The sequence below is a fragment of the Arthrobacter sp. V1I9 genome (genome assembly GCF_030817075.1).
GTDB lineage: Bacteria > Actinomycetota > Actinomycetes > Actinomycetales > Micrococcaceae > Arthrobacter.
Genome location: NZ_JAUSYU010000001.1, coordinates 2732939 through 2756284, shown reverse-complemented (window position 1 = coordinate 2756284; position 23346 = coordinate 2732939). Strand labels below are relative to the sequence as shown.

Below are 23346 nucleotides of genomic sequence, written 5' to 3'. Positions count from 1 at the left end.
CATCAAGCTGCACCCCTACTGGGCTAGGAAGATCGTACCGTCAGGCGCGGGAGTGTCCTTTTGGCGGACATCGCGTTGATACATTCGGTTCATGGAAACTGCTCTTCGCGATGCCACCGCGCTTGCCTCAGCGGTCCGCGCCGGTGAAGCCTCCGCCGAGGGCGTCCTGGCGGAGTCGCGGTCACGGGCCGATTCAGCGCCCGCTCTTTGTGCCTTCATCCAGGAGGACTGGGACGGGGCTGCCATCGCCGCGAAGGAAGTGGACCGCATCCGGGCCTGCGGGGAGGGTCCCGGGCCGCTGGCCGGGGTTCCACTCAGCGTCAAGGACGTCATCGCCGTGGCAGGTTTGCAGCTGACCGGCGGAAGCGCCGCATACGCCGGAAATGTTGCCTCCTTCACTGCCACGGCTGTGCGGCGCCTGCAGGAGGCGGGCGCCGTGGTGATCGGCAAAACCAATTGCCCCGAGTTTGCGTTCGGTGCCGTCACCGAGAGCGCCGTCGGGAGCCGGACGCTCAATCCTCGCTTTCCCGGCGCGACGGCGGGGGGTTCAAGCGGGGGAGAAGCCGCCGCCGTTGCTGCGGGCATCTCGGCCCTCGGGCTGGGCACCGATTACGGCGGATCGCTGCGGTGGCCGGCGCAGTGCGTGGGGATCACCGCCCTGCGGCCCACCCCGCATACTGTTCCTGACCTGGGAATCGTTCCGGGAGCGGGCGGCTGGTACGGGACCGGCAACTCGTCTTCACCAGCTGCCCGGCTTCAGGCCGCCACACAAGTCATTGGGCCGCTGGCACGGTCAGTGCGGGACCTGCGGACGGCGCTCACAGTGCTTGCGGACTTACGTCCCTGCGGTCGGACACTGTCTGGCGGGACAGTCCCCGGTAACGTTGCGGTGGCGTGGAGCGACGGTTCCGCACTGGGGCCGGTACGGCGTGAAGTGTCAGCGATGTTGGCCGCACTGGCGGAGCTGATCGCGCCGGAAGTCCGGGCGTTGACGCAGGTACCGGACCTGTTCGCGAGATCACTGGCAGCCTATAACCGGCTCCGACCTATTGATCCGATGATTGACCACGCCGCGGCTGTCGCCGGCCGTGAGCACCTGATCCTCCCTGCGAACCTGGAGGCAATCCAGCGCTCCCTGCACACTGACGCACGGGAACTCGACGCGGCCGTTACCGAATCCGAACAGGCAAGAAGGCGGGACCTGGCGGTCTTCGATACCGCTGACATCGTCCTCCTGCCGGTGGCGGGCGGTCCTGCCTCCGACGTGTCCGGAAAGCTGGACATCGACGGGAAGTCCATTTATGGCTGGGACATCATGGGTCAATGCAGGGCTGTGACCATGGCGGGTGCGCCTGTTGTTTCGCTGCCCGTCGCGTTGTCATCCGAGGGCCTGCCCCTGTCCGTCCAGGTTGTCGCAGCCCCTGGTGCGGATGCGCTGGCGCTGGACTTCGCGGAATGGCTGGAGGGCCTCGTCGCGGTGAGACCTGCCGGTCTCACCTGAGTAGTGCAGCCACGGTCCTCGGTGGTTGAGGACCGGCAGGTGTTACGACACACTGGGCTGCATGGTCTCCCGTATCAGCGAACTGGTCCTCAATTGCACCGACCCCGAACTGCTGGCGCGGTTCTGGTGTGGCGTCCTCGGTTACGTCGAGCTCGACCGGGAGGACGGTGCCATTGAGATCGGCCCGCCCGAAGCAGGGTTTGGCGGCCTGCAGCCGACCATCATCCTGAGCCCCAGCACCAACCCGCGGGCTGCCGGGAGGTTGCCGCTGCACATCGACGTCAACCCCATCGACCGTGACCAGGACGCCGAGCTGGAACGGTTGCTTGCCCTCGGAGCCCGGCCGGCCGACGTCGGGCAGACCGGCCAGGAGCAGTGGCACGTCCTGGCCGATCCCGAGGGCAACGAGTTTTGCCTCCTGCGCAGGCGGCTCGAGCCCTGATCCGCGGATTTCGCTTCCGAATCAGAACCTTGAGGGTCGCTAAGAGGCGGGGGAGGCAGTGACCACCACGTTCTTGCCCCAAGGGTCCTGGGTGTAGCAGCTGATGAGCACCACCCGGTTGGGTACCACGTTCCAGATGTCGCTGTCCTTGAGCGTGTTCTTGTCGTACGTCGTCACGGAGTCCACCACGTACTTCAGCGTCCCCTTCGCGGTAGTCACGGTGACCGCCTTGCCTACGAGGCTGTTGTCGCTGAGATGATTAAAAGGAGCATCCCGCCCGTCCCAGCTGTGCCCCACGATGTACGTCGTGTTAGTCGAGCCTGCGCCCGGCACCCCGTAGCTGGTGAGCCAGTAGGCATCCACCGTGAGCGGTGGCACGAGCGATTCTGAAGACAACTCCTCCGCGCTGGGCGTCAACGGCAGCACAGGCACGTCAAGGCCTGCGGCTTCGATCGAAACCTTCAAGGGCGCTGCTGCTGGGGGCGGAGCCGGTCTGCGGGCAGCAGTGGCGCTTGGGGTACTCACGTGAGCAGGAGCAATAGAAGGCACGACGGCGGCGCCGACGTCGTCGTTCGGGGGAACAGCGGTTGACGGCGTCAGGAAAAGAGCGGCCGCCAGGCCCGCTCCGGCAATGGCAGGCACGGCAAGCCAGCGCCGGCGGATGGGCCGGCGCTGGCTGGGCCTTTTTTGCGGTTCCAAAATTCGTGTGCCTACTTGCGGCTGCGCTCCAGGCGACGCATCCTCATGGCGACGGTTGACGGTACCGCGATGCCGGCAGCGAGGAGCCCGGCGAGAAGTGCCAGGCCGGGGTGCGTGGCCGGCTCCACTTCTGCGGCGGTCTGCACGTTGAGGCCCTTGTTGGTGGCGACTGTCACCGTGCCGCCCCCGACGGGAGTCGAGCTGACCTGGTTGGTGGCTGTCGGCACGGTGTTCCCCGGCGGCGTGCCCACAGGATCGACGCCAATAGCGTCAGGGTTGCAGGCCGCCAGGAAGGCCTCGAACAGCCCCATGAGGTTGGCAGCGGAGGTTTCATTTAGCGTGACGGTGCTCAGCACGGTTTCGAACTCCGCGACCGCTGCGTTGAGGGCGTTCTCGGCTTCGAGGATTTCCGGCGCAGTGATTGCCGCCTCGTAGGCCGCCGTCAAATCGTCCACGGCCTGCTGTGCATTATCCTCGGCATCCTCAGCAGCTTCTTTGGCCGCCTTTGCTTCAGCGAGAACAGCCGGATCCCCAGAGCCCTGGGCCTCCTCCAGCGCGTCCTCGGCTGCGGCGGTCGCTGCGATGGCGTCCTCCAGGTTGACCTCCGCTTCCTCCAGCTCGGCGACCATACCCGCTGTGGCGGCTTCGACCAGCGCAATGTATGCCGCCTCGGCAGCAGCAGCGGCCTCGGCAAAGGACTCAAGCTGGGCAACAGTCGCCTCGGTGATGCCGGCAGCGGCCAGTGCCGCTTCAAACTGCGTGGAAGCCTGCAGGCAAGCGGCTTCACCCGGTGCGGCGGCAGCCGTCGGAACGCCGAGGAAGAGCCCGCCGGCGAAAACAGCTGCTGAGGAACCAGCAGCGACCCATTTGGATACAACGGTCATAATGTGTCCCCTAAAACACGAAGCGGCCGCCGGGGCGGCCCCGGCGGGTTTAGCGCGCGGTAGAACAACTCATGCTTTGCTCGGAAGCTTTCAGCTGGACCAAACAGGAGAGGCGCTCGTACTGCTGATCGTCCGGAGTAAGACGGCGAGACCTCAGTGAACCTGAATGCCGCCCGAAAGACCGCTGTGAGAGCTAAAAATACAGATCAGAGCCGGTTGTGGCAAACCTAACGGGGAAACCGCTCCCGGCTTCGGGAATGCTCCTCAGCATCCAGATGGCGAGCCCGACAATGGCCACTGCCAGCCCGACCAGACCCAGCTGCAGCACCGTCTCAGGAAAGACAGTCCGCAAAGCTATCGGAATGACACTCACGGTGTAGAGGACGACCACGCTTTTCGGCACGCTTGAGCTGCGCCAGAGCGGCAGCATCAGGAGCACCGTGCCGAGGAGGAACAGCATCGAGACCGCGGTCAGTGCGATACCCAATGGGCCGGCACGGAGAGCAGTGACAACGCTGGGATCGACGTAGGGAAAGACGAGGTTGAGGACAAACTCGACCCCGACGAGGCCAGCCAGTGCGATGACGGAGATCCCGGCGCCTGCGACGCCGAGAGCCCCTGCTTGGCCTGAGATCAGCACATAGATCCCGATCACCAGCACGATGGCGGCTAGCTGGGCGACGGGTGCGGCCAGCTGGGTGAAAGGTGAAGTGGGGATGACTCCCGCCCGCTTGGCTGCGTTCACCAGCAGGATGGCTGCCGAGAGGAATCCTGCTGCTGCGGAGATCTTTATGAGTGCGGCCGGCAGGTAAATCTGAATTCTTAAGGACATCAGTGGCTCTTGACTAGTAGCTAATGCACCAGGCGGCGACTGCTGTGGCAATTCGCCGCGACCTCGGAAAGGTTCCGGGGACAGTGCAAAGCTACGGCGGGGCAGGGTGACCAGCCATCACCTTATGGGGTGATTGAGTGGGTGATCGCAGGCAAAGGCCAGGAGCTCTTCGCGGCGGAGCCAGCCATTGAACCAGTTGAGGCGCAGTCTGCTCAGCCGGCGGCCAGCGAAACCTCAGCCACCTCAACCGCAACCCCGGCGTCCCGGAACTTCTGCACCTGGACCGGGTCGGCGCCGTCGTCCGTCACGAGAGTCCACGGCAACGCCAACCTCGCCCAGGCGTGGAACGGCCGCAGGCCGAGCTTGGACGAGTCCGCCAGCACATACACAACATTGCCGCGCCTGGCCATGAGCTCCTTGAGCCGGGTCTGCTCGTGGCTGGCCTCGCAGATGCCGTCCTCGGCGGTGACCGCGTCGGCGCCGAGGAACACCCGGTCGAAGCTCATCCGCTCCAGCGCCGCCTCGGCCAGCGGCCCCACAAAACTCTGGGAAACGCTGCGCAGCCGGCCACCCAGGCAGTCCACCTCGATGCCCTCGGAATCGGCCAGCTCCTGCATGGTGTTGATGCCCGGCGTGGTCACGGACAGCTTCTCGAAACCGCGCAGTTCGTGGGCCAGGGCACCGGCGGTGGAACCGGCGTCGAGCAGGATGTTCTCCCCGGGCACGATCATGGACGCCGCCCAGCGGGCGATGGCATGCTTCTGCTCGAACGCCTCGCCGGTGCGCTGCCGCAGCGAGGCCTCCGGGTGCGCGCCCAGCGCCATCGCGCCGCCGTAGGTGCGGGCCAGCCGGCCCTGCCCGTTCAACAGGGCAAGGTCGCGGCGGATGGTGGAGGCAGTCACCTCGAACCGGGCAGAGAGTTCCTCCACGGAGGCCAGGCCGGTGGTGACGGCGAGGTGGTAGATCTCCTCGCGCCGCGCATTTGCGCTCAGCATTCCCGGTCTCCTTCCCGTGGCAGTGGTAACCATGCTAGTTCCGCCCCCGGAAAACCGACGCTATACGGCCACGGAAGGCCGCGTGGCCATCTCCGCCGCCTGGTGCAGGGCCTCAACCATGGACCGCGGATCCGCGATCGCCTTGCCGGCGATGTCGAAGGCGGTGCCGTGGTCAACCGACGTGCGAATCACCGGCAGGCCCACCGTGATGTTCACGCCTGCCTCGATGCCGAGGACCTTCACCGGGCCGTGGCCCTGGTCGTGGTACATGGCCACCACCAGGTCGTAATCGCCGCGGCCGGCCAGGAAGAACAGGGTGTCCGCGGGCAGCGGGCCGGTGACGTCGATCCCGTCAGCCTGCGCGGCCTTCACACCCGGTTCGATCTTCTCCGCTTCCTCGCCCTGGCCGAACAAACCGTTCTCGCCGGCGTGCGGGTTAATGGCGCAGACGCCGATCTTCGGGTTCGGGACGCCCGCGCGGACCAGCGCCTCATGGCCGCGGCGGATGGTGCGCTCCACCAGGTCCGGGTTGATCTTGCGGATGGCATCCATCAGCCCGATATGAGTGGTCACGTGGATGACCCGGATCTTGGGGGTGGAGAGCATCATGGACACTTCCTCCGTGCCCGTCAGCTGCGCCAGCAGCTCGGTGTGCCCGGGGAAGATGTGCCCGGCGGCGTGCAGCGCCTCCTTGTTCAGCGGCGCGGTGCATATGGCCTGCACGGTCCCGGCCATCGCCAGCTCGCTGGCCACCCGGATGTACTCGTACGCGGCGTGCCCGGCCACGGGGGAGAGCTGGCCCCACGCCAGGTCCTCGGGCAGCAGCGCCAGATCGATCACGTTCACCCGGCCCGGCGTGAACACCGCGTCCTCCACGCTTTCGATGGTTTGGATGTCCGCCTCGATGCCCAGGACGTCCGCGGCCTGGCGCAGGCGCAGCGCGTCGCCGATCACCACGGGCCGGCACTCGGCGTTGCTTTGCGGATCCAGCACGGCGGCCACCACCACCTCCGGACCCACGCCGGCGCCGTCGCCCATGGTGACGGCCACGATGGGGAGGGAGTTCTGCTCGGTCTTGCTCGTTGCGGCGGTTGTCATTTCTGCTCCAGATCGTTCGGAAGTCTTGCTGGGAAGGGTGGTGGCGGGAGCCTGTGCGGATTGGCCGCGGCGCTCCCGGATTTGGCGGTAAAGCTGTTCAAGGGCGAGGTCATCGCCGAAGCTGCCGGGCTTGGTGCCCACCAGCGTTCCGTCGTCGGCGCGGCTGAGTACCGCCCCGTGCTGCACGGCCGCGAGCGGCACCAGAGTGTGGAGGCCGACGGCGTCCAGGACTTCCCGGGCAGTCTCGCCGCCGGTGAGGATAAGGTCTGCTTCCAGCCCCTGTGCTGCCTGGGCAGCGAAGGAGGACAGGGCCTGCACAATGCTGGCTGCCCGCGCCGGATCCACTTTTCCTGCGGCCAGGGTGACGGCCACGTTGGTGCCTGCGGCCAGGGCCAGCCTGGTTTCCTGCAGTTGTGGTTCGTAGGCTCCGGTGGCGCCGGCGTACTGCGGGTGCAGCCGTATCAAGTCGAAGCCGTGTGCTTCCAGCCGGGCCAGCTGCGCCTGCGCGGTTCCGGAAGCGGAACCGACGACGGCGAGCACCGGCTTGGCGGCTGCCTGCGGTTTCACCGTGGTTGCTTGAGTATTTGCACCACTTTGCGCACTTCGCGCAAGTTTGGCAGCGAGTTGCTGCGCAAGGACGTCCGCGGTTCCGCCGGTACCAACCAGCACGATGCGGCGGCCGCCGGAGCTGAAGCCAAGCTCCAGCAGGGCGTCCACCACGGACTCCAGGTCCTGGACCGTTTGGCCGTCGGCAACCACCAGCTGTGGCTGGTCGCCGTGCAGCAACCCGGCCAGTACGGCGGCAAGTTCACCGGAGCGGACCTGCGCCAGGCTCAGTGTCTGCACCGAGGCCGGGTCCCCCGGGTTAAGGAGGGAAGGGATGTCAGTAGGCGGTGCCGAAAGCTCCGCCTGCCACAGGTCCGTCTGCGCCAGGGGAGTGCCGGCAACCAGCGGCTGGCCGTTCCGTACTGACCGCTGCAGCTGGGGGAGCGCCCCCGCAACAACGGCGTGGAATCCCGAGGCAGTCAGGGCAGCCACTTCGGGGCGCACATTCCCGCGCCACAGTGAGTCGATCTTCTTGAAGGACACCGGTGCACCCGAAGCTGCAGGGCCGGAGAAGGCTTCCTTTGCCAGTGCTTCCGCAGCCGACTCAGCAAGCCCGCGGGAATGCGTATCGGTGACCACCACGTCCGTGACGGACCCCGCGAAGGAGGCATCGCCGTCGTGCGTTCCCAGCAGAACCTGGGTGGAAAGCCCATGCTGCACAAAGCAGCAGCCAACCTCGGCGGCACCGGAGAAATCGTCGGCCTGCACAAATACGGAAGCCACATTGCTCCTCTCGCGTCGTTGGTGGCGGAAACCCCGCCTCAGGAGCGGATGCTTTCAATCATCATGACACGACTGCGCGAATCACGCTAGAGGGGTTGCGCAATTTGCGCAGGAGTGGCAAAGTGATGGACACAACATTCGGCGCAGCCAACTGGCAGGCCGTCCACGTTCTACCGAGAGGTCAACGATGACCGTTCTTCCTCAAGGAAGTGACATCTCCCGCCGACGCCTGCTGCAGTTCGGTGTGGCGGCCGGGTTCCTGCTCGGCACCGGCAGCCTCGCCGGTTGCGCCGGCCCCACCGGCCTGCCGGGACCCAGCACCCTGACCCTGGCCCTCAACCGTTCGCTGGTCAGCCTGGACAACAAGCTCAACCAGTTTGACGCCGCCGTCACCGTCCAGCGTGCCGTCCGCCAGGGCCTCACCGCCATCGGTCCCGAAACCAAGCCCGTGCTGGTCCTGGCCGAGCGCTTCGAGATGACCGGCCCCACCGAATGGACCGTCACCCTTCGTGACGGCATCCGCTACTCGGACAACAGCCCCGTGCAGGTGGAGGACATCTCCACCGCCCTGAAGATGTACCAGCAGGTGCAGGGCTCCTTCGTGGCCGGCTTCTTCCCCGAATTCCCCACCGTGGTTCCCGTGGACGAGCGCACCTTCAAGATGGTGTCCACCAAGCCCATCCCCATCCTGGACTCGCTCATGAGCATGATCCTGATTACCCCCGCCGCGCAGAACAAGCCGGAGGAACTGCAGGAAGGCGTGGGCACCGGCCCGTACGTGGTCACCAAGTTCAACCGCGGCGCCGGCACCTACAGCCTGAAACGCAACGAGAACTACTGGGGCCCGGCCCCGGAGGTGGACAACGTGGAAGTCCGGTTCCTCCCCGAGGAATCCAGCCGCGTCATCGCCCTGCGCAGCGGCGAGGTGGACGTCATCGACTCCATCACGCCCGACTCCCGCGAACAGCTCGCCGGCCTTCCCGGGCGTCGAACTCCAGGAAGCGTCCAGCCTCCGCCTGAACCAGATCTTCTTCAACTTCCGCAAGCCCGCCGGCCACCCGCTGGCCGATCCCCGCGTCCGCCAGGCGCTGAGCATGGCGATCGACGGCGAGGCGCTGGTACGCGACGTCCTGGTGGACTCCGTCACCCAGGCCGAAGGCGTCACCCCGTCCAGCCTCACCGGCTACCACAAGACCGGCGAGTACATTTTCGATCCGGAAAAGGCCAAGGCCACCCTCGCGGAACTCGGCGTCAAGGACCTCACCATCAAGATCATCTGGGAAACCGGCGAGTTCGCCTCCGACACCTCCGTGATGGAAGCCCTGGTGGAAATGTTCGGCAACATCGGCGTGAAGGCCGAGCTGCAGCAGTTCGAACCCGGCGGCAACATCCTCGCCTGGCGCCAGGGCAAACAGGGGGACTGGGACCTGCTGGGCAACGGCTACCCCAGCCCCACCGGCCTGGCCATCACCATGCTGCAGGGCATGTATTCCGGCACCCCGGAGAAGGAAGCCACCCGCGATACCTACCAGGGGTACGTGATCCCCGAGGTGACCGCCAAGATCCAGGCCGCCTCCGCCGAGGCGGACCCGGCCCGCCGCACCGAACTGCTGAACGACGCACAGCAGGCCGTGTGGGACACCTGGCCCTGCGCCTGGGCGTTCGTGCCCAAGTCCGTCCTCGCCCACCGGGAGCGGGTGTCCAACGTCAACCTGGCGCCCACCAACTCCTACCCCCTCGTTGATGTCCGGCTGGAGGCCTAAGCCATGACGAACTACATCCTGAAACGCCTGGGACAAGGCCTGCTGACCGTGTTCCTCACGGTGTCCACCGTGTTCATCCTGATCCGCATGGCTCCCGGCGATCCCGCCGTCTCCTACGCCGGCCCGCTGGCCACCTCCGAACAGCTCGCCGCGGTCCGGGAGCAGTTTGGCCTGGACCGGCCAGTGCTCGAGCAGTACTGGATCTTCCTGCAGCAGCTGTTCACCGGCAACCTGGGCCAGTCCTACTCGTTCCAGGCTCCCGCCATGCAGGTGGTGGCCGAGCGGATGCCCTACACGCTGACCCTCGCTACCGCCGCGATCCTGCTCACCGCAGTGGTGGCCATCCCGCTCGGCGTGTGGATGTCCCGCCGCCCGGACACCGGCCAGGAACTCGGCGTGAACGTGCTGACCATCGCCGGGCAGTCCATGCCCGACTTCTGGACCGGCATCATGCTCCTCACCGGCTTCGCCGTCCTGATTCCGATCTTCCCGGCCTCCGGCTTCGCCACCTGGGGCGGGCTGGTCCTGCCCACCATCACCATCGCCATCCTGCAGATCGCGTTGATCTCCCGGATGGTCCGGCGGGAAATGACCGCCAACTTCGCCGCCCCATACCTCACCGTGGCCCGCTCCCGCGGCGTCCGGAACTCGGTGCTCACCTGGCGCTACGCCATGGGTAACTCCGCCATCCCCGTCTTCACCGCCCTCGGCACCCGGTTCGCCGCAATGCTCAACGGTGTGGTCGTCGTCGAGGTGGTGTTCGCCTGGCCCGGCGTCGGCTCCCTGATCGTCCGTGCCCTCGAAACCCGCGACTACCCCCTCATCCAGGCCACGGTCCTCCTCACCGCGCTCCTGGCGGTGGGCGTCCAGCTGCTCATCGACGTCGCCTACCCGCTTCTTGATCCCCGCGTTCGTCTTGGAAAGGCGGCAACAGCATGAGCCTCGACACCGCAACCCCCGCTGCTGCCGGGCAGCCCGCCCGGCAGCCCAGCCCCAGCGCCGTCACCAAGGCGGACATCGCCAAGGCAGGCGCCACCCGCCGTCGTAATGCCGCCAAGTGGAAGCTCATCGTGGGCACCATCTGCACCCTGCTGGTGATCATCCCCATCATCCTGGCCCAGGTGCTCCCGCTGCCGGACGCCAACTTCCAGGACCTCGGCGCCCGCCGCCTGCCGCCGTTCACGGACGGGCACCTGTTCGGAACCGACCAGCTGGGCCGCGACCTCCTCTCCCGCGTCCTGCACGGCGGCCAGGTCTCGCTGACCATCGGCCTGCTGGCAGTGCTGGTCTCCGGCGCCATCGGCATCATCCTCGGCGCGGCCGCCGGTTACTTCGGCGGCTGGGTGGACACAGTTGTCTCCCGCGTCCTTGAGGCACAGATGTCCCTGCCGCTGCTCATGATGCTGCTGCTGGTGGTGGCCCTGTTCGGCCCCTCCATCCCGGTGATCACCTTCGTGATCGCCATCGCCCAATGGCCCGAAGTGGCCCGCCTCACCCGGTCCATGGTGCTGGTGGAACGCGAAAAGCCGTACGTCTCCGCCGCCCGCATCCTGGGCCTGCACAAGATCCAGATCCTGATCCAGCACATCATCCCCAACGTCATCAAGCAGGCCACCCTGGTGGTCCTGCTCCTGCTGGCCCAGGCCGTGCTGCTCGAGTCCGCGCTCAGCTTCCTCGGCGCCGGCCCGCAGCGCCCCTTCGCCACCTGGGGCCGCATCATCTCCGACGGCCAGGACTACATCACCACCTCCTGGTGGATGGTTACCCTGCCCGGCCTGGTGATCGTGCTCATGGTGGTGGGCGTGAACCTGCTGGGCGACGGCCTCCGCGACCGTCCCCGCCGCAAGAAGAAGGGTGCCTGACATGACCGCACAACCCGCTACCCCTGCCTTCAGCGAGCAGCCGCTCCTCGAGGTCCGCGACTTCCAGGTGGAACTGATCACCGCCGGCGGCATCATCCGCGCCGTGGACTCCGTCAGCTTCAGCATCCACCGGGGCGAGACGGTCACCATCATCGGTGAGTCCGGCTCCGGCAAGTCCACCACGGCGATGGGCATCCTCCGCCTGCTGCCCGAGGACCTGGCGGTACTTTCCGGCACCGTGATGATCGACGGCGTCGACATCAGCGCCGACCCCAAGGCCATCAACAAGGTGCGCGGCAAGACCCTCGCACTGATCCCGCAGGACCCCATGACGGCGCTGAGCCCGGTCCACTCGATCGGGAAACAGCTGTTCGAGGCCATCCGGATTGCCGGTGCCGCCTCCGCCAAGGACAAAGGTGCGCTGCAGGCCAGGGCCATCCGGCTGCTGGAGCAGGTGCACATTCCCACCCCGGAGAAGCAGCTGAAGAAGTACCCCCACCAGCTCTCCGGCGGCATGCTGCAGCGTGTCCTGATCGCCATCGCCCTGGCCAGCGAGCCGCAGCTGCTGGTGGCGGATGAGCCGACGTCGGCCCTTGACGTCACCGTGCAGGGCGGGATCCTGGACCTGCTGCTGGAACTGCAGGAGCAGCGCGGCATCGGCATCCTGATGATCACGCACGACCTCGGCGTGGCCCGGCTGATCTCGGACCGCATCCACGTGATGAAGGACGGCTCGTTTGTGGAGTCCGGCGACGTCCAGCAGATCGTGGACAACCCCGCCACCGAGTACACGCGGGACCTGCTGGCCGCCGTGCCGGTGCTGGGGCCGTGGGACGAAACTCCTGCCGCCACCCCCGCTGCTGGCCGTCGTTCCGCCGGCACACCCGCCGCCGGCGCTTCCGCCACTGGCAGCACGGCCACCACCACTGACCCAGCCCTCACGCAGACCGGAGCAAGCCATGAGTAAGCCGTTCCTCGCCGTCGAAAACCTCGTGGTGGATTACCACGTGCCGGGCGGCACCTTCCGTGCCGTGGATGATGTCTCCTTCTCCGTGGACAAAGGCAAAACGATCGCCGTCGTGGGTGAATCCGGCTGCGGCAAGTCCACCATCGCCAAGGCACTGATGCGGCTGGTGACTCCCACCAGCGGGCGGATCGACCTGGACGGCACGGACATCGCTTCCATGAGTGAGGCCAAGCTGCGGCCCATGCGCTCCAAGTTCCAGATGGTGTTCCAAGACCCGTACGGCTCGCTGGACCCGCACATGACGGCGCAGGAGATCGTGGCCGAGCCGCTGAAGCTGCAGGGCGTCCGGTCCAAGGCGGAACGGCACAAGGCCGCCGCGAAACTGATCGACCAGGTGGGCCTGCCGGTCCGGTCCCTGGACAAGCACCCGGGTGAGTTCTCCGGCGGCCAGCGCCAGCGCATCGGGATCGCCCGGGCGCTCGCATCCAAGCCCGAACTGCTGGTCTGCGACGAAGCCACCAGCGCCCTGGACGTGTCCGTGCAGGCGCAGGTGCTGCGGCTGCTGAAGTCCATCCAGGACGAAACCGGCATCACGTACGTGTTTATCTCGCACAACCTTGGCGTGGTGCAGGAGATCAGCGATAGCGTCATGGTGATGCAGAAGGGCAAGCTGGTGGAACACGGCACCACCGCGTCCGTCCTGACCGCCCCCAAGGAGCACTACACCCGCAAACTTCGCCGCGCGGCGCTGGACCCGTCCACCATGACGGGCCTGAAGCCGCGGCACCTGGTCCGCTCCCTGGCCCTCGCCAACCAGGCCTGAGCCTTTACTTACTGACGATGACGCAACCACGAGGAATCAACGCATGAGCAAGCAGCCCGAAGGCGCCCAGGTGGACGGCCTGAAACTTCCCATCTCCCGGCTGGTCCTGGGGACCATGACGTTCGGCGACACGGCCGACGAGGCCACTGCGGGGCGGATGGTGGAGGAAGCGCTCGACGCCGGCATCACCACCATCGACACCGCCAACGCCTATGTGGGGGGTGTCACCGAGGAAATGCTCGCGCGGCTTCTGAAGGGAAAGCGCGACGGCGTCATCCTGGCATCCAAGGCCGGCATGCCCCATGCGGACCACGGCTCCAATACGCCGCTCTCACCGGCCGGGCTGCGTGCCAGCGTGGAGGGGAGCCTGCGCCGGCTGGGCGTGGACAGCATCGACCTGTTCTACCTGCACCAGCCGGACCGGGCCACGCCGCTGCGTGAGACCCTTTCGACCGTGGCCGAGCTGGTTGCGGAGGGGAAGATCGGGGCGCTGGGAGTGTCCAACTTCGCCGCCTGGCAGATCGCCGACGTGATCCACACGGCGCGCGAAGTGGGGGCGCCGCAGCCCGTCGTCGCGCAGCAGCTCTACAACCTGGTGGCGCGCCGCCTGGAGGAGGAGTACCTCGAGTTCGCCGCCACCCACAACGTGCACACCATGGTCTACAACCCGCTGGGCGGCGGCCTGCTCACCGGCAAGCACAGCTTCGACGCGAAGCCCACCGAGGGCCGCTACGGTGACTCGAAGCTCGCCGCCATGTACACGCAGCGGTACTGGGACCGGCAGTTGTTCGACGCCATCGAGGAACTGTCCCGGATCGCGGACGGCGCCGGCGTCACGCTGGCCGAACTGTCCCTGCGCTGGCTGGCCTACCGCGACGGCGTGGTCTCGATGCTGCTGGGCGGGTCCAAGGTGGAACAGCTCCGCGCCAACATCGCCGCCGTGGCCAACGGGCCGCTGCCGGCCGACGTCGGGGAAGCCTGCGACGCCGTCGGCACCTCGTTGCGGGGGCCGATGCCCGCCTACAACCGCTGACACTCTCCTCACCGACTGAACCGAAACTGACTGAAGGACTCTGATGACCTCCGAACTGGCCACCGAATTCGCCCGCAAGATCCGAGCCCGTGAACAGGCGGTGGGCTACTGGGCGGTGCTGGACGCACCCGTGGCCACCGAACGCATCGGCCGGCTCGGCTACGACTACGTTGCCCTGGACGCGCAGCACGGCCTGCTCGGCTACTCCGGCGTGCTGAACGGGTTGATGGCCATCGACGCCGGGCACACCGCCGTCGGCATGGTCCGGGTGGAGGCCAACGACTTCACCGCGATCGGCAAGGCGCTCGATGCCGGGGCCGTGGGCGTCATCGTGCCGCTCATCAACAACGCTGAGGACGCCGCCGCCGCCGTGGCCGCAGCGAAGTACCCGCCGATGGGCGGCCGCTCCTATGGGCCCATGCGCTCCGCCCTGCGGATTGGGCCGAAGCCTGCCGACGCCAACGGCACCACGCTGGTGTTCGCCATGATCGAGACGCCCGAGGGGCTGGCCAACGTCAAGGAAATCTGCGCTACCCCGGGCCTGGACGGCATCTACGTGGGACCGTCGGACCTCAGCATCGCCGTAGGCGGGGCGTTCCCGGGGGATCCCCAGGTGGAAGCCGAGTTCAACGCCGCGCTGGAGACCATCGCCGAGGCTGCCGCCTCCGCCGGGATCGCCGCCGGCATCCACACCCCCGCCGGGACGGTGGCAGCACAGCGGCTGGCCCAGGGCTACACGTTCACCACCATCGCCTCGGACCTCACACACCTGGAACAGATCGCGAAGTCCCACCTCGACGCCGCTAACTCCGCAGCCGGAACCAAGGAAGTCTGAATTCTTATGCAGAACACCACCACTGACAGCTACAGCACCATCACCCCGGACGGGGCCGTGAAGCGGGCCGACGGCGCCGACTTCGCCTACCTGCCGGCGCCCACCGTGCAAAGCCACGCCGCCAACCTGCTCACCCTGCCGGACGGCCGGCTGGGCTGCGTCTGGTTCGGTGGCACCCAGGAAGGCGTGCCGGACATCTCCATCTGGTTCTCAGCCCTGGAGCCCGGCAGCAGCCAGTGGTCGTCACCGGAACAGCTTTCGGACGATTCGGCCCGCTCCGAGCAGAATCCCATCCTGTTCACCAACGCTGATGGCGCGTTGTGGCTGCTGTACACCGCGCAGAAGGCGGGCAACCAGGACACCGCCGAGGTCCGCCGTCGTATTTCCACGGACAGCGGCCGCACCTGGGGCGAGGTGGAAACCCTGTTTGCCGCGAACGAAACCGGCGGTGTGTTTGTCCGCCAGCTGCCGGTGGTGCTGCCGTCCGGCCGCCTGATGGTGCCGATCTTCCGCTGCATCACTGTCCCGGGGGAGAAGTGGGTGGGCAACAGCGACGACAGCGCCGTGATGATCTCCGACGACGCCGGCGCCACCTGGTCCGAACACGTCCTGCCGGGCAGCCTCGGCTGCGTCCACATGAACATCCAGCCCGTGGCTGACGGGTCCCTGCTGGCCCTGTTCCGCAGCCGCTGGGCGGACTCGATCTACGAATCCCGCTCCACCGACGATGGGTCCACCTGGAGCGAGCCCGTTCCCACTGAGCTGCCGAACAACAACTCGTCCATCCAGTTCACCGCGCTCGCCGACGGCCGCCTGGCCCTCGTGTACAACCACAGCCGCGCGGAGGCCTCCACTGAACGGCGCCTCTCGCTCTATGACGAGATTGACGACGACGGCCTGGCCGAGGAGCAGGGGCAGCTGGCTGAGCCGGTGCCCGGCGCTGCTTCCTCTGATGATGGTTCGCGCAAAGCCTTCTGGGGGACGCCGCGCTCGCCGATGACGCTTGCGATTTCCGAGGACTCCGGGCGTTCCTGGCCCATCCGGCGCAACCTCGACGTGGGGGACGGGTATTGCCTGTCCAATAACTCCCGCGACGGACTCAACCGCGAGTACTCCTACCCGTCCATCCACCAGGGCCCGGACGGTTCGTTGAACATCGCCTACACGTACTTCCGGCAGGCCATCAAGTTCGTCCGCGTGGACCCGCAGTGGGCGTACGAGGGCACGCAGACGCCGGGCGGCCTGGAGGACGGCTCGATCAATGCCTGAGTCAACACCGGCTGGGCAGCATGCGGTAGTCACCGGGTGCAGTTCGGGAATCGGCTTGGCAATCACCCGGAGCCTGCTGGCGGACGGTTGGGCCGTGACCGGGCTGAGCCGGACCGAGACGTCGCTGGACGGGAAGTTCGAGTGGCTGCGGGCTGACCTTTCGGAGCCCGGATCCTTGAGTGATGCCGTTGCCGGGCTGCGGCCTGCGGATGCCTTGGTCCATGCCGCCGGCTTCCAGCGCACGGCGCCGCTGGGGGAGCTTGATCCTTCCGCTTTGGCGGCGATGTTCACCGTGCACGTTGCGGCGGCCAGCGTGCTGGCCAACGCTTTGGTGCCCACCATGCCCGACGGCGGCAGGATCGTTTTGCTGGGCAGCCGCACCTCCACGGGGTCGCCGGGCAAGAGCCAGTACGCGGCCACGAAGGCTGCGCTGATGGGTCTCGGGCGGACGTGGGCGCAGGAGCTCGCGCCGCGGGGAATCACGGTGAACGTGCTCTCCCCAGGGCCGACCGACACCCCGATGCTGAACGACCCCGGCCGGGCAGCAACCCCGGCGCGCATGCCTGCCCTCGGCGCCCTCGTGGACCCGGACGACGTCGCCGCCCTGGCTGCGTTCCTCGTGGGCCCACATGGGAAGTCCATCACGGGCCAGAACTACGTCATCTGCGGAGGCGCCTCCCTCTAAGACGCTCTCTCACCTGATGCGCCTATTCCCCCAACGCTCTCTCACGTCCGGGCAGGAACGGTGAGAGGGCTTGCAGGAATTCACAGGGCAACGCCCTAACATGGCCCACATGAAGGATGCCCGAGAGGCCCGCTCTGCTGCCGTGGTGATAAACGCCGGATCGCGCCGGGGTGCGGCACACGAACTGGCGTTGGACCAGATGCGAAGGGCAGGCGTGCCAATCTCCGCCGTGCACCGCGTATTGTCGGGGGCAGAGCTGGCCGGGACGCTCGACCAAGTGGTTGCGGAGGGGCACGACCTGGTGGTTGTCGGTGGCGGCGACGGGACGGTGTCCTTTGCCGCCGGTCGGGTTGCCGGCAGCGACGTCATGCTCGGCGTTCTTCCGCTGGGAACGGCCAATGACCTCGCCCGAACGCTTGAGATACCGAATAATCTTGCCGAGGCGTGTGCTGCCATCGCCGACGGGAAGGTGGTGGACATCGACCTCGGCCGGGCCAACGGTCAGCCATTCCTCAACGTCGCTTCCGTTGGCTTGTCGGTGGGCGTCACTGAGGCCCTCAGCCCCCGCCTGAAACGGGTCATCGGGCCATTGGCCTACGGCGTTGCCACCCTGCGCGCTTATGCCCGGCACAAGCCGTTCCGGGCCCGGCTCGAGTTCCCGGAGGGGGACCACCAGCCGATGGAGCTCGAGAACCTGCTTCAGGTGGCCGTCGGGAACGGCCGGCACTACGGCGGCGGCAATATGGTCTCCCCAACGGCGGGGATTGACGATCACACCCTGGACATCTACGCCATCCCCGCCGGGCCGCTCCGCGACCACGTGAGTATCGCCCGGCTGCTCAAGGACGGAAGTTTCGTCAAGCACGATCGGGTGTACCACCTGACCAGCCGTAGTGTCCGGCTGGTCACCGAGCCGCCGATGTCGGTGAACCTCGACGGCGAGATCGCCGCGATCACGCCGGCCGACTTCACCATCCAGCGCAATGCGGTTCACGTCGTGGTGCCCCAAGGCAGCAACAGCGCACTGTTCGACGGACCGGGCAGCTCTTCCCGGTAAGGACGCGTTTACGGCTGGGACAAGTTCCGCAACCCAGCTGTTCATGTCCTGTGTGTCCCCTCCACGGCAATCTGTTCGGCGACACGCGGGGCAACGGCCTTGGACCTCGCGCCATCGGCCGAAAGAATCAAGGGTGACCTACACCACAGCGCAGACGTTCACCACCCGCCCCACCCTTCAGGGCACTTTCGGGATGACGGCCTCCACCCACTGGCTGGCCACGGCATCCGCCCAGGCTGTTCTGGAGCGGGGCGGGAACGCCTTCGACGCCGCCGTCGCCGGAGCATTTGTCCTGCACGTGGTGGAACCGCACCTCAATGGTCCGGGCGGGGACATGACGGGCGTGTTTGTCACCGCCGGTAACCCCTCTGAGCCGGTGGTGCTGATGGGGCAGGGCCCTGCTCCGGCGGCGGCAACCCGGGAGCATTACCTGGCTGAAGGGCAGGAACTGGTGCCCGGCGCCGGTGCGCTCGCCGCCGCCGTCCCGGCCGCCGTCGACGCCTGGCTGCTCCTCCTGCGCGACCACGGCACCTGGGAGCTGGCGGACGTGCTGTCCTTCGCCATCGGCTACGCCCGCAACGGCCACCCGGTCCTGGGCCGCGTCTGCAGCACCATAGCCTCCGTGGCGGGGCTCTTTACCGAGCATTGGCCGACGTCGGCCGCCCTCTGGATGCCCGACGGGAGAGTCCCAGCGGGCGGGGACATCGTGAAGAACCCTGCCTATGCCGGCGTCCTTGAGCGGCTCATCGCCGCCGGCTCGCCGGCAGCAGGGGAGGAGGCGGGATCCCGGGAAGCGCGGATCGACGCCGCACGGCTGGAGTGGCGCGAGGGCTTCGTCGCGAAGGCAGCCGTCGCGTTTCTCGCCGGGCCGCACCGCCACTCCTCCGGCACGGACCATGCAGGAGTCATCACGGAAGCGGACTTCGCGGGATTCGCTGCAGGCTACGAACCCGCCGCCACCATCGAATTCCGGGGCCACATCATTGCCAAGACCGGGCCCTGGGGGCAGGGCCCGGCGCTGCTCCAGACACTGGCGATCCTGGACGGGTTCGATGACGAGTATCTGGACCCGTCCACAGCCCTCGGCGCCCACACCATCCTGGAGGCGCAAAAGCTGGCCATCGCTGACCGGGAGGCGTACTACGGCGACGCCGCGGTGCCGTTGGATTACCTGTTGAGCCCGGAGTACGCGGCCGGGCGCCGGCGGTTAATTGGCGAGCAGGCCTCGCACGAGTTCCGACCCGGCCGGGTGCCCGGCCACGAGCCCTTCATTCCGCCGCTGCGCACGCAGTACCTCCCGCCGTCGCTCGCTGAACGCGGCGAACCTGCCTTCGCCGGCGTTGGCGAGCCCACCGTTTTGCCCACGGGGGAGACGCGCGGGGACACCTGCCACCTCGACGTCGTGGACCAGTGGGGGAACATGGTGTCGGCCACTCCATCCGGGGGCTGGCTCCAGTCTTCGCCTACCATCCCGGAACTTGGCTTCTGTCTGGGCACCCGGCTGCAGATGACGTGGCTCGAGGACAACGCCCCGTCCACCCTGGCCCCGGGCAAACGGCCGCGCACCACGCTTACTCCCACGCTGGTCCTGAAGGACGGCAAGGCGGTGGCTGCCCTCGGCTCGCCGGGAGGCGACCAGCAGGATCAGTGGCAGCTGCTGTACCTGCTCCGCACGATCGTGGGGGGCTATGAGCCGCAGCAGGCCATTGACGCGCCCGCGTTCCACACCACGTCCATCCCCGGATCCTTCTGGCCGCGCACCTGGACGCCGGGCGGAGCGGTTGTTGAAGACCGCCTCGGCGAGGACGTGATCACCGAGCTCGAAGGGCGCGGGCACGTGGTTACCCGGGCAGGGGAGTGGGCTTTGGGCCGGCTTTCAGCAGTGGTGCGTGACCCGGAAACAGGCGTGCTGAAGGCCGCCGCCAACCCCCGGGGCGCGCAGGGCTACGCGGCGGGGCGCTAGGAGCGGGGACAGCGTTCCGCATGACAATGGCCCCGGACCCAGCCGAAGCTGGACCCGGAGCCATGTGCATTTGGTCCGGCGGCAGAGCGCGGTGACTGCTTTAGGCGCGTGCCTTGTGGCCCCTGGTGAGCACGAGTGCCAGGGCAACCATGCCGACGCCGAGCAGCAGGTGCAGGATGTTGTCAGCGCCGTTCACCGGCACGAAGTTGCCGGCCGTGTCCTGGGGGATCACCAGGCCGTAGATGAAGAGCACCAGGTAGATGATGCCGCCGTAGAGCAGGAAGGAGCGGGCTCCGGACGCGGTCTTCGCCAGGACGATGCCGGCCACGCCGAAGAGCAGGTGGACGACGTTGTGCAGGGCAGACACCTGGAAGAGGCCCAGCAGCATGGCCTCGGAGTGGTGGCCGGCGAGGTGCAGCTGGTCGTAGTTGCCGGTGACTCCCGGAACAAAGCCGAGGATGCCGACCAGCAGGAAGACGGCACCGACAGCCATCGATGCCTTCTGGACGTTGGTGCGCGTTGCCATTCCGGTGCTCGTGTGTGTTGCCAAGGTGATCTCCTGAATGCGATATGGGTTTATGAACAAGCTCGTTTTGCCAGCAAGCCCAAAGGGTTATGCCAGCTATTCGCTTTGTATCGCACTGTGGATGGGTGCCCGCCAAAAATTTATCCACGGGCACTTTCCAGCTGATGTTGATCGGAGCAATATAACCCCTATGAAAAAGGCACTTATGGCGGGTTTAGCGTCGGCGTTTATGATGCTCAGCGGAATTACTTTTGCAGGCTCGGGCAACGCCGCCGCGGAGCCGTCACACGTGGCGGGCCAGATCATGGTGAAGTTCCGTGACCACCGGGCGGCTGCGGGCGTTCTGCGCCAGCATGGCCTAAGTGAGGGTGCGAGTATCGGCAGCACCGGCGCCCACCTCATCAAAGTGCCGGCAGGCAAGGAAGTACAACTCATCGAAGCGTTGAACCGAAACCCGGTGGTTGAGTACGCGGAGCTGGACAGGATTGTTCAGGCAGCGACAGCTGACGAGTATTTTTCCCGCCAATACGCACTGCACAACGAGGGCCAGGCATTTGCCAACACGGCGGACAGCCTGACTGTTGACGCGGGCACAGCGGACGCCGACGTGGACGCCGTCGAAGCGTGGACCGTTTCAACCGGCGACGGGATAGGAGTTGCCGTCCTCGATTCAGGCGTCGCTACCGACAACCCAGACATCGACCCGAAGGTTGTTGCACGCGCCAACTTCACCACTTCGAGAACCAATGAGGACAATTACGGCCACGGCACGCACGTCGCCGGTATCGTGGCCGCCACGGCCGACAACTCAATCGGCGTCGCCGGCGTTTGCCCGGGCTGCACCATCCTGGCTGGCAAAGTTCTCAGCGACAACGGGATGGGGTCCAGTTCCGGTCTTGCGAACGGCATTAACTGGGCGGTCAACAGTGGCGCGAAGGTCATCAACATGAGCCTCGCCGTGGGGGCGTCACTCACTCTCGAAACTGCCGTAAACAACGCCTGGAGCAGGGGCGTGGTGCTCGTTGCCGCGGCTGGCAACGGGAACAGCCAGACCAAGGTGTATCCGGGCGCATACACCAACGTCATCGCCGTCGGAGCTACCGACAACAACGACGCCAAAGCCTCGTTTTCCACCTACGGAGCCAGCTGGGTGGATGTCGCAGCACCGGGGGTCAACGTCTACTCCACCTTCCCCAACCACAAGTTCGTCATCGGCAGGCAGAACAACCGCTCCTTCGGTTACGACGTCGGCAGCGGCACCTCGATGGCCGCACCCATCGTTGCCGGCGTTGCTGCGCTTGCCTGGAGTTCCCATGCCGGCGCCACTAACGCGTCAGTCCGAGCAAACGTCGAATCAACCGCCGAGATGAAGTCCGGCAGCGAACCCTACTGGGCCCACGGCCGCGTCAACGCAGACAAGGCCGTCCGGTAGTACGGCGTTCGGGTGAAGGTCGGCTGGAGGCCGTATCAGCGCACCCGAATGTTTGACGGCTTACCCGCAACGTCCCGCGGCTTCATGCCTGCGGTTTCGGCCTGCAGGATGCACCACTTGCGTAACTGCATCCCGAGCAATTTGGCCAGTGAACCGTGTTTCTCTTTTACCAGAGGCGATCCCACGGCCCCAAACATACCAACACTGATCCCCGGCGGGCCGTGCAGTAGCGGGTCATTGAGCACCGACAGCCAAGCCTGCTCTAGTGCCTTCGTGGCGGCGTCAGCGCTTCCATTGACCCCGTGAAAGCTCCTCGCCAGGTGTGCCTGCATTCGCTGGTGTTCAGTCATGACAGAAGCCTTGGTGGCTACCGCCTTTGAGGCAGCAGGCTTTGCGGCTGGTAGCTGTACCTTTGGTTGCGGTGTTGGTTCTGCTTGCGGAAAGTTGCTGGCCGCGGCCGCCTGCGCCGACACAAGATCAGCAAGTTCCCCGTGCAGCGCGGCGATTTCACGGTGGATTTCGCTGATCCGCTGTACGACGTCGAAGCCTGCCTTCTGCGGTACGCTCAACTTCGCCTTTACTTCGGGCGGGCAGGTGGTGCGGAACAGCGCGCAAAGCGCGTTGGCCAGGCCAAGCCGCGCGTCAGTGCCAGGCAGGAGCAGCGGCGCCGGGCTGGCCCAGTTTGAGATTGCGGCTGCCAGTTCTGGAAGTCCGCCGTATACCTTGCCCCACCGGATCCGCTCTATCGCCGTTTGACCGTCAATTTGTGGCGAATAGACGGTCTGCGTCAGCCGCAGTTCCTGCGGCTCGAATGCAGGAAAGTGCTGGGGGAGGATATTGATGCGAAGGGCGGCCCGTGCCGCATCGAGCTGCTTCGATACCTGTTCTATGGGATTGGGAACCATCAGGCCGCCCTCGAGCAGCCACCGCGTGCCGGTATCGGTCGCCGAGACCACACGTTGCGGGAAGCCCTTCCATTCGCTCACCATGAGTGTCCCCAGCCGGGTGTTATAGAAGAACCAGTCGATCTCGGCCACGGGCCTGCCTGGTGCATCCACCCGGCAATTGCTGAACGCCCAGACGTCGTCGTCGAGCAGTTCATGCAGCCGTGCGACGTCGCTCGGGGACGGATGGTGCGCCGCCGAATTGGCGGAAGGAAAATGAAGCAACGAAGGCTTTCCGGGGCGGTAACGCCAGCGAAGGGAACCCCACACCCCAAGCCAGTCGCGCCTCATGCGCTACGCCATCATCACTGGCCGGGCGCTTCAGCCGCAAGTACCGTTGACGCGCAGTCGGCCTGAATCGGCTTTTCCAGGGAGTTGCCTTGCATTTGTGCCTTTGCGGACACCGG

The 23346-nt window shown here is 66.6% G+C and carries 20 protein-coding genes and 1 pseudogene; 14 read left to right on the top strand and 7 right to left on the bottom strand.

The features are described from left to right. The first annotated feature begins 91 nt into the window (after nt 1-91). Together QFZ70_RS12930 and QFZ70_RS12925 are read left to right on the top strand one after the other, a co-directional pair. Nucleotides 92-1501, top strand: coding sequence for an amidase (locus QFZ70_RS12930; protein WP_307096135.1), 1410 nt, complete (start codon nt 92-94; stop codon nt 1499-1501). Between the two features lie 61 nt (nt 1502-1562). Next, nucleotides 1563-1943 carry a VOC family protein gene (locus QFZ70_RS12925; protein ID WP_307096134.1) on the top strand — a complete coding sequence of 127 codons (381 nt, stop codon included), beginning with the start codon at nt 1563-1565 and terminating at the stop codon, nt 1941-1943. A 39-nt stretch (nt 1944-1982) separates the two neighbouring features. On the opposite strand, the gene QFZ70_RS12920 is transcribed toward QFZ70_RS12925, so the two are convergent. The 5 genes from QFZ70_RS12920 to pdxA form a co-directional block, all read right to left on the bottom strand. Continuing rightward, nucleotides 1983-2642: a class F sortase gene (locus tag QFZ70_RS12920; protein ID WP_307096132.1), complete on the bottom strand. Its 660-nt coding sequence runs from the start codon at nt 2640-2642 to the stop codon at nt 1983-1985. An 11-nt stretch (nt 2643-2653) separates the two neighbouring features. Continuing rightward, nucleotides 2654-3526 carry a hypothetical protein gene (locus tag QFZ70_RS12915; protein WP_307096130.1) on the bottom strand — a complete coding sequence of 291 codons (873 nt, stop codon included), beginning with the start codon at nt 3524-3526 and terminating at the stop codon, nt 2654-2656. A 193-nt stretch (nt 3527-3719) separates the two neighbouring features. Next, on the bottom strand, nt 3720-4358 hold the full coding sequence (locus tag QFZ70_RS12910) for a hypothetical protein (RefSeq protein WP_307096128.1): 639 nt from the start codon (nt 4356-4358) through the stop codon (nt 3720-3722). A gap of 212 nt (nt 4359-4570) precedes the next feature. After that, the gene (locus QFZ70_RS12905; RefSeq protein WP_307096126.1) at nt 4571-5353 is read right to left on the bottom strand and encodes a DeoR/GlpR family DNA-binding transcription regulator; all 783 of its coding nucleotides are present in this window, start codon (nt 5351-5353) and stop codon (nt 4571-4573) included. A 60-nt stretch (nt 5354-5413) separates the two neighbouring features. After that, nucleotides 5414-7780, bottom strand: a complete 2367-nt coding sequence (pdxA, locus tag QFZ70_RS12900; RefSeq protein ID WP_307096124.1) for a 4-hydroxythreonine-4-phosphate dehydrogenase PdxA — start codon at nt 7778-7780, stop codon at nt 5414-5416. Between the two features lie 187 nt (nt 7781-7967). Between pdxA and QFZ70_RS19000 the strand changes: the two are divergent. The 11 genes and pseudogenes from QFZ70_RS19000 (at nt 7968) to QFZ70_RS12840 (ending at nt 20037) form a co-directional block, all read left to right on the top strand. After that, nucleotides 7968-9543: pseudogene (locus QFZ70_RS19000) on the top strand (ABC transporter substrate-binding protein). Nucleotides 9544-9546: 3 nt separating this feature from the next. Next, the gene (locus QFZ70_RS12885; RefSeq protein ID WP_307096123.1) at nt 9547-10482 is read left to right on the top strand and encodes an ABC transporter permease; all 936 of its coding nucleotides are present in this window, start codon (nt 9547-9549) and stop codon (nt 10480-10482) included. Further along, nucleotides 10479-11405, top strand: a complete 927-nt coding sequence (locus QFZ70_RS12880) for an ABC transporter permease (protein ID WP_307096122.1) — start codon at nt 10479-10481, stop codon at nt 11403-11405. The genes QFZ70_RS12885 and QFZ70_RS12880 overlap by 4 nt, the downstream gene beginning before the upstream one ends. Before the next feature lies 1 nt (nt 11406). Then, nucleotides 11407-12372: an ABC transporter ATP-binding protein gene (locus QFZ70_RS12875; RefSeq protein ID WP_307096120.1), complete on the top strand. Its 966-nt coding sequence runs from the start codon at nt 11407-11409 to the stop codon at nt 12370-12372. Beyond that, nucleotides 12365-13195, top strand: a complete 831-nt coding sequence (locus QFZ70_RS12870) for an ATP-binding cassette domain-containing protein (protein ID WP_307096118.1) — start codon at nt 12365-12367, stop codon at nt 13193-13195. The genes QFZ70_RS12875 and QFZ70_RS12870 overlap by 8 nt, the downstream gene beginning before the upstream one ends. Nucleotides 13196-13238: 43 nt before the next feature. Then, on the top strand, nt 13239-14228 hold the full coding sequence (locus tag QFZ70_RS12865) for an aldo/keto reductase (RefSeq protein WP_307096117.1): 990 nt from the start codon (nt 13239-13241) through the stop codon (nt 14226-14228). 43 nt (nt 14229-14271) lie between these two features. Continuing rightward, nucleotides 14272-15063, top strand: coding sequence for an HpcH/HpaI aldolase/citrate lyase family protein (locus tag QFZ70_RS12860; RefSeq protein ID WP_307096116.1), 792 nt, complete (start codon nt 14272-14274; stop codon nt 15061-15063). Nucleotides 15064-15069: 6 nt separating this feature from the next. Then, a complete protein-coding gene (locus tag QFZ70_RS12855) occupies nt 15070-16332 on the top strand; it encodes an exo-alpha-sialidase (RefSeq protein WP_307096115.1) in 1263 nt (420 codons plus the stop codon). Continuing rightward, entirely contained in the window at nt 16325-17017 is a 693-nt protein-coding gene (locus QFZ70_RS12850) for an SDR family NAD(P)-dependent oxidoreductase (protein WP_307096113.1), read from the top strand. Before QFZ70_RS12855 ends, QFZ70_RS12850 begins: the two co-directional genes overlap by 8 nt. A gap of 109 nt (nt 17018-17126) precedes the next feature. Then, nucleotides 17127-18074, top strand: coding sequence for a lipid kinase (locus QFZ70_RS12845; RefSeq protein WP_307096112.1), 948 nt, complete (start codon nt 17127-17129; stop codon nt 18072-18074). Nucleotides 18075-18267: 193 nt separating this feature from the next. Further along, nucleotides 18268-20037, top strand: a complete 1770-nt coding sequence (locus tag QFZ70_RS12840) for a gamma-glutamyltransferase family protein (RefSeq protein WP_307097879.1) — start codon at nt 18268-18270, stop codon at nt 20035-20037. Nucleotides 20038-20137: 100 nt separating this feature from the next. Here the strand turns inward: QFZ70_RS12840 and QFZ70_RS12835 are convergent, their stop codons facing one another. Then, the gene (locus QFZ70_RS12835) at nt 20138-20587 is read right to left on the bottom strand and encodes a DUF4383 domain-containing protein (protein ID WP_307096109.1); all 450 of its coding nucleotides are present in this window, start codon (nt 20585-20587) and stop codon (nt 20138-20140) included. Between the two features lie 166 nt (nt 20588-20753). Between QFZ70_RS12835 and QFZ70_RS12830 the strand changes: the two genes are divergently transcribed. Continuing rightward, complete coding sequence (locus QFZ70_RS12830; RefSeq protein ID WP_307096107.1) at nt 20754-21995, top strand: S8 family serine peptidase; 1242 nt, start codon at nt 20754-20756, stop codon at nt 21993-21995. A gap of 35 nt (nt 21996-22030) precedes the next feature. Here QFZ70_RS12830 and QFZ70_RS12825 read toward each other — a convergent pair whose 3' ends face one another. Further along, entirely contained in the window at nt 22031-23230 is a 1200-nt protein-coding gene (locus tag QFZ70_RS12825) for a hypothetical protein (RefSeq protein ID WP_307096105.1), read from the bottom strand. Nucleotides 23231-23346: the final 116 nt, after the last annotated feature.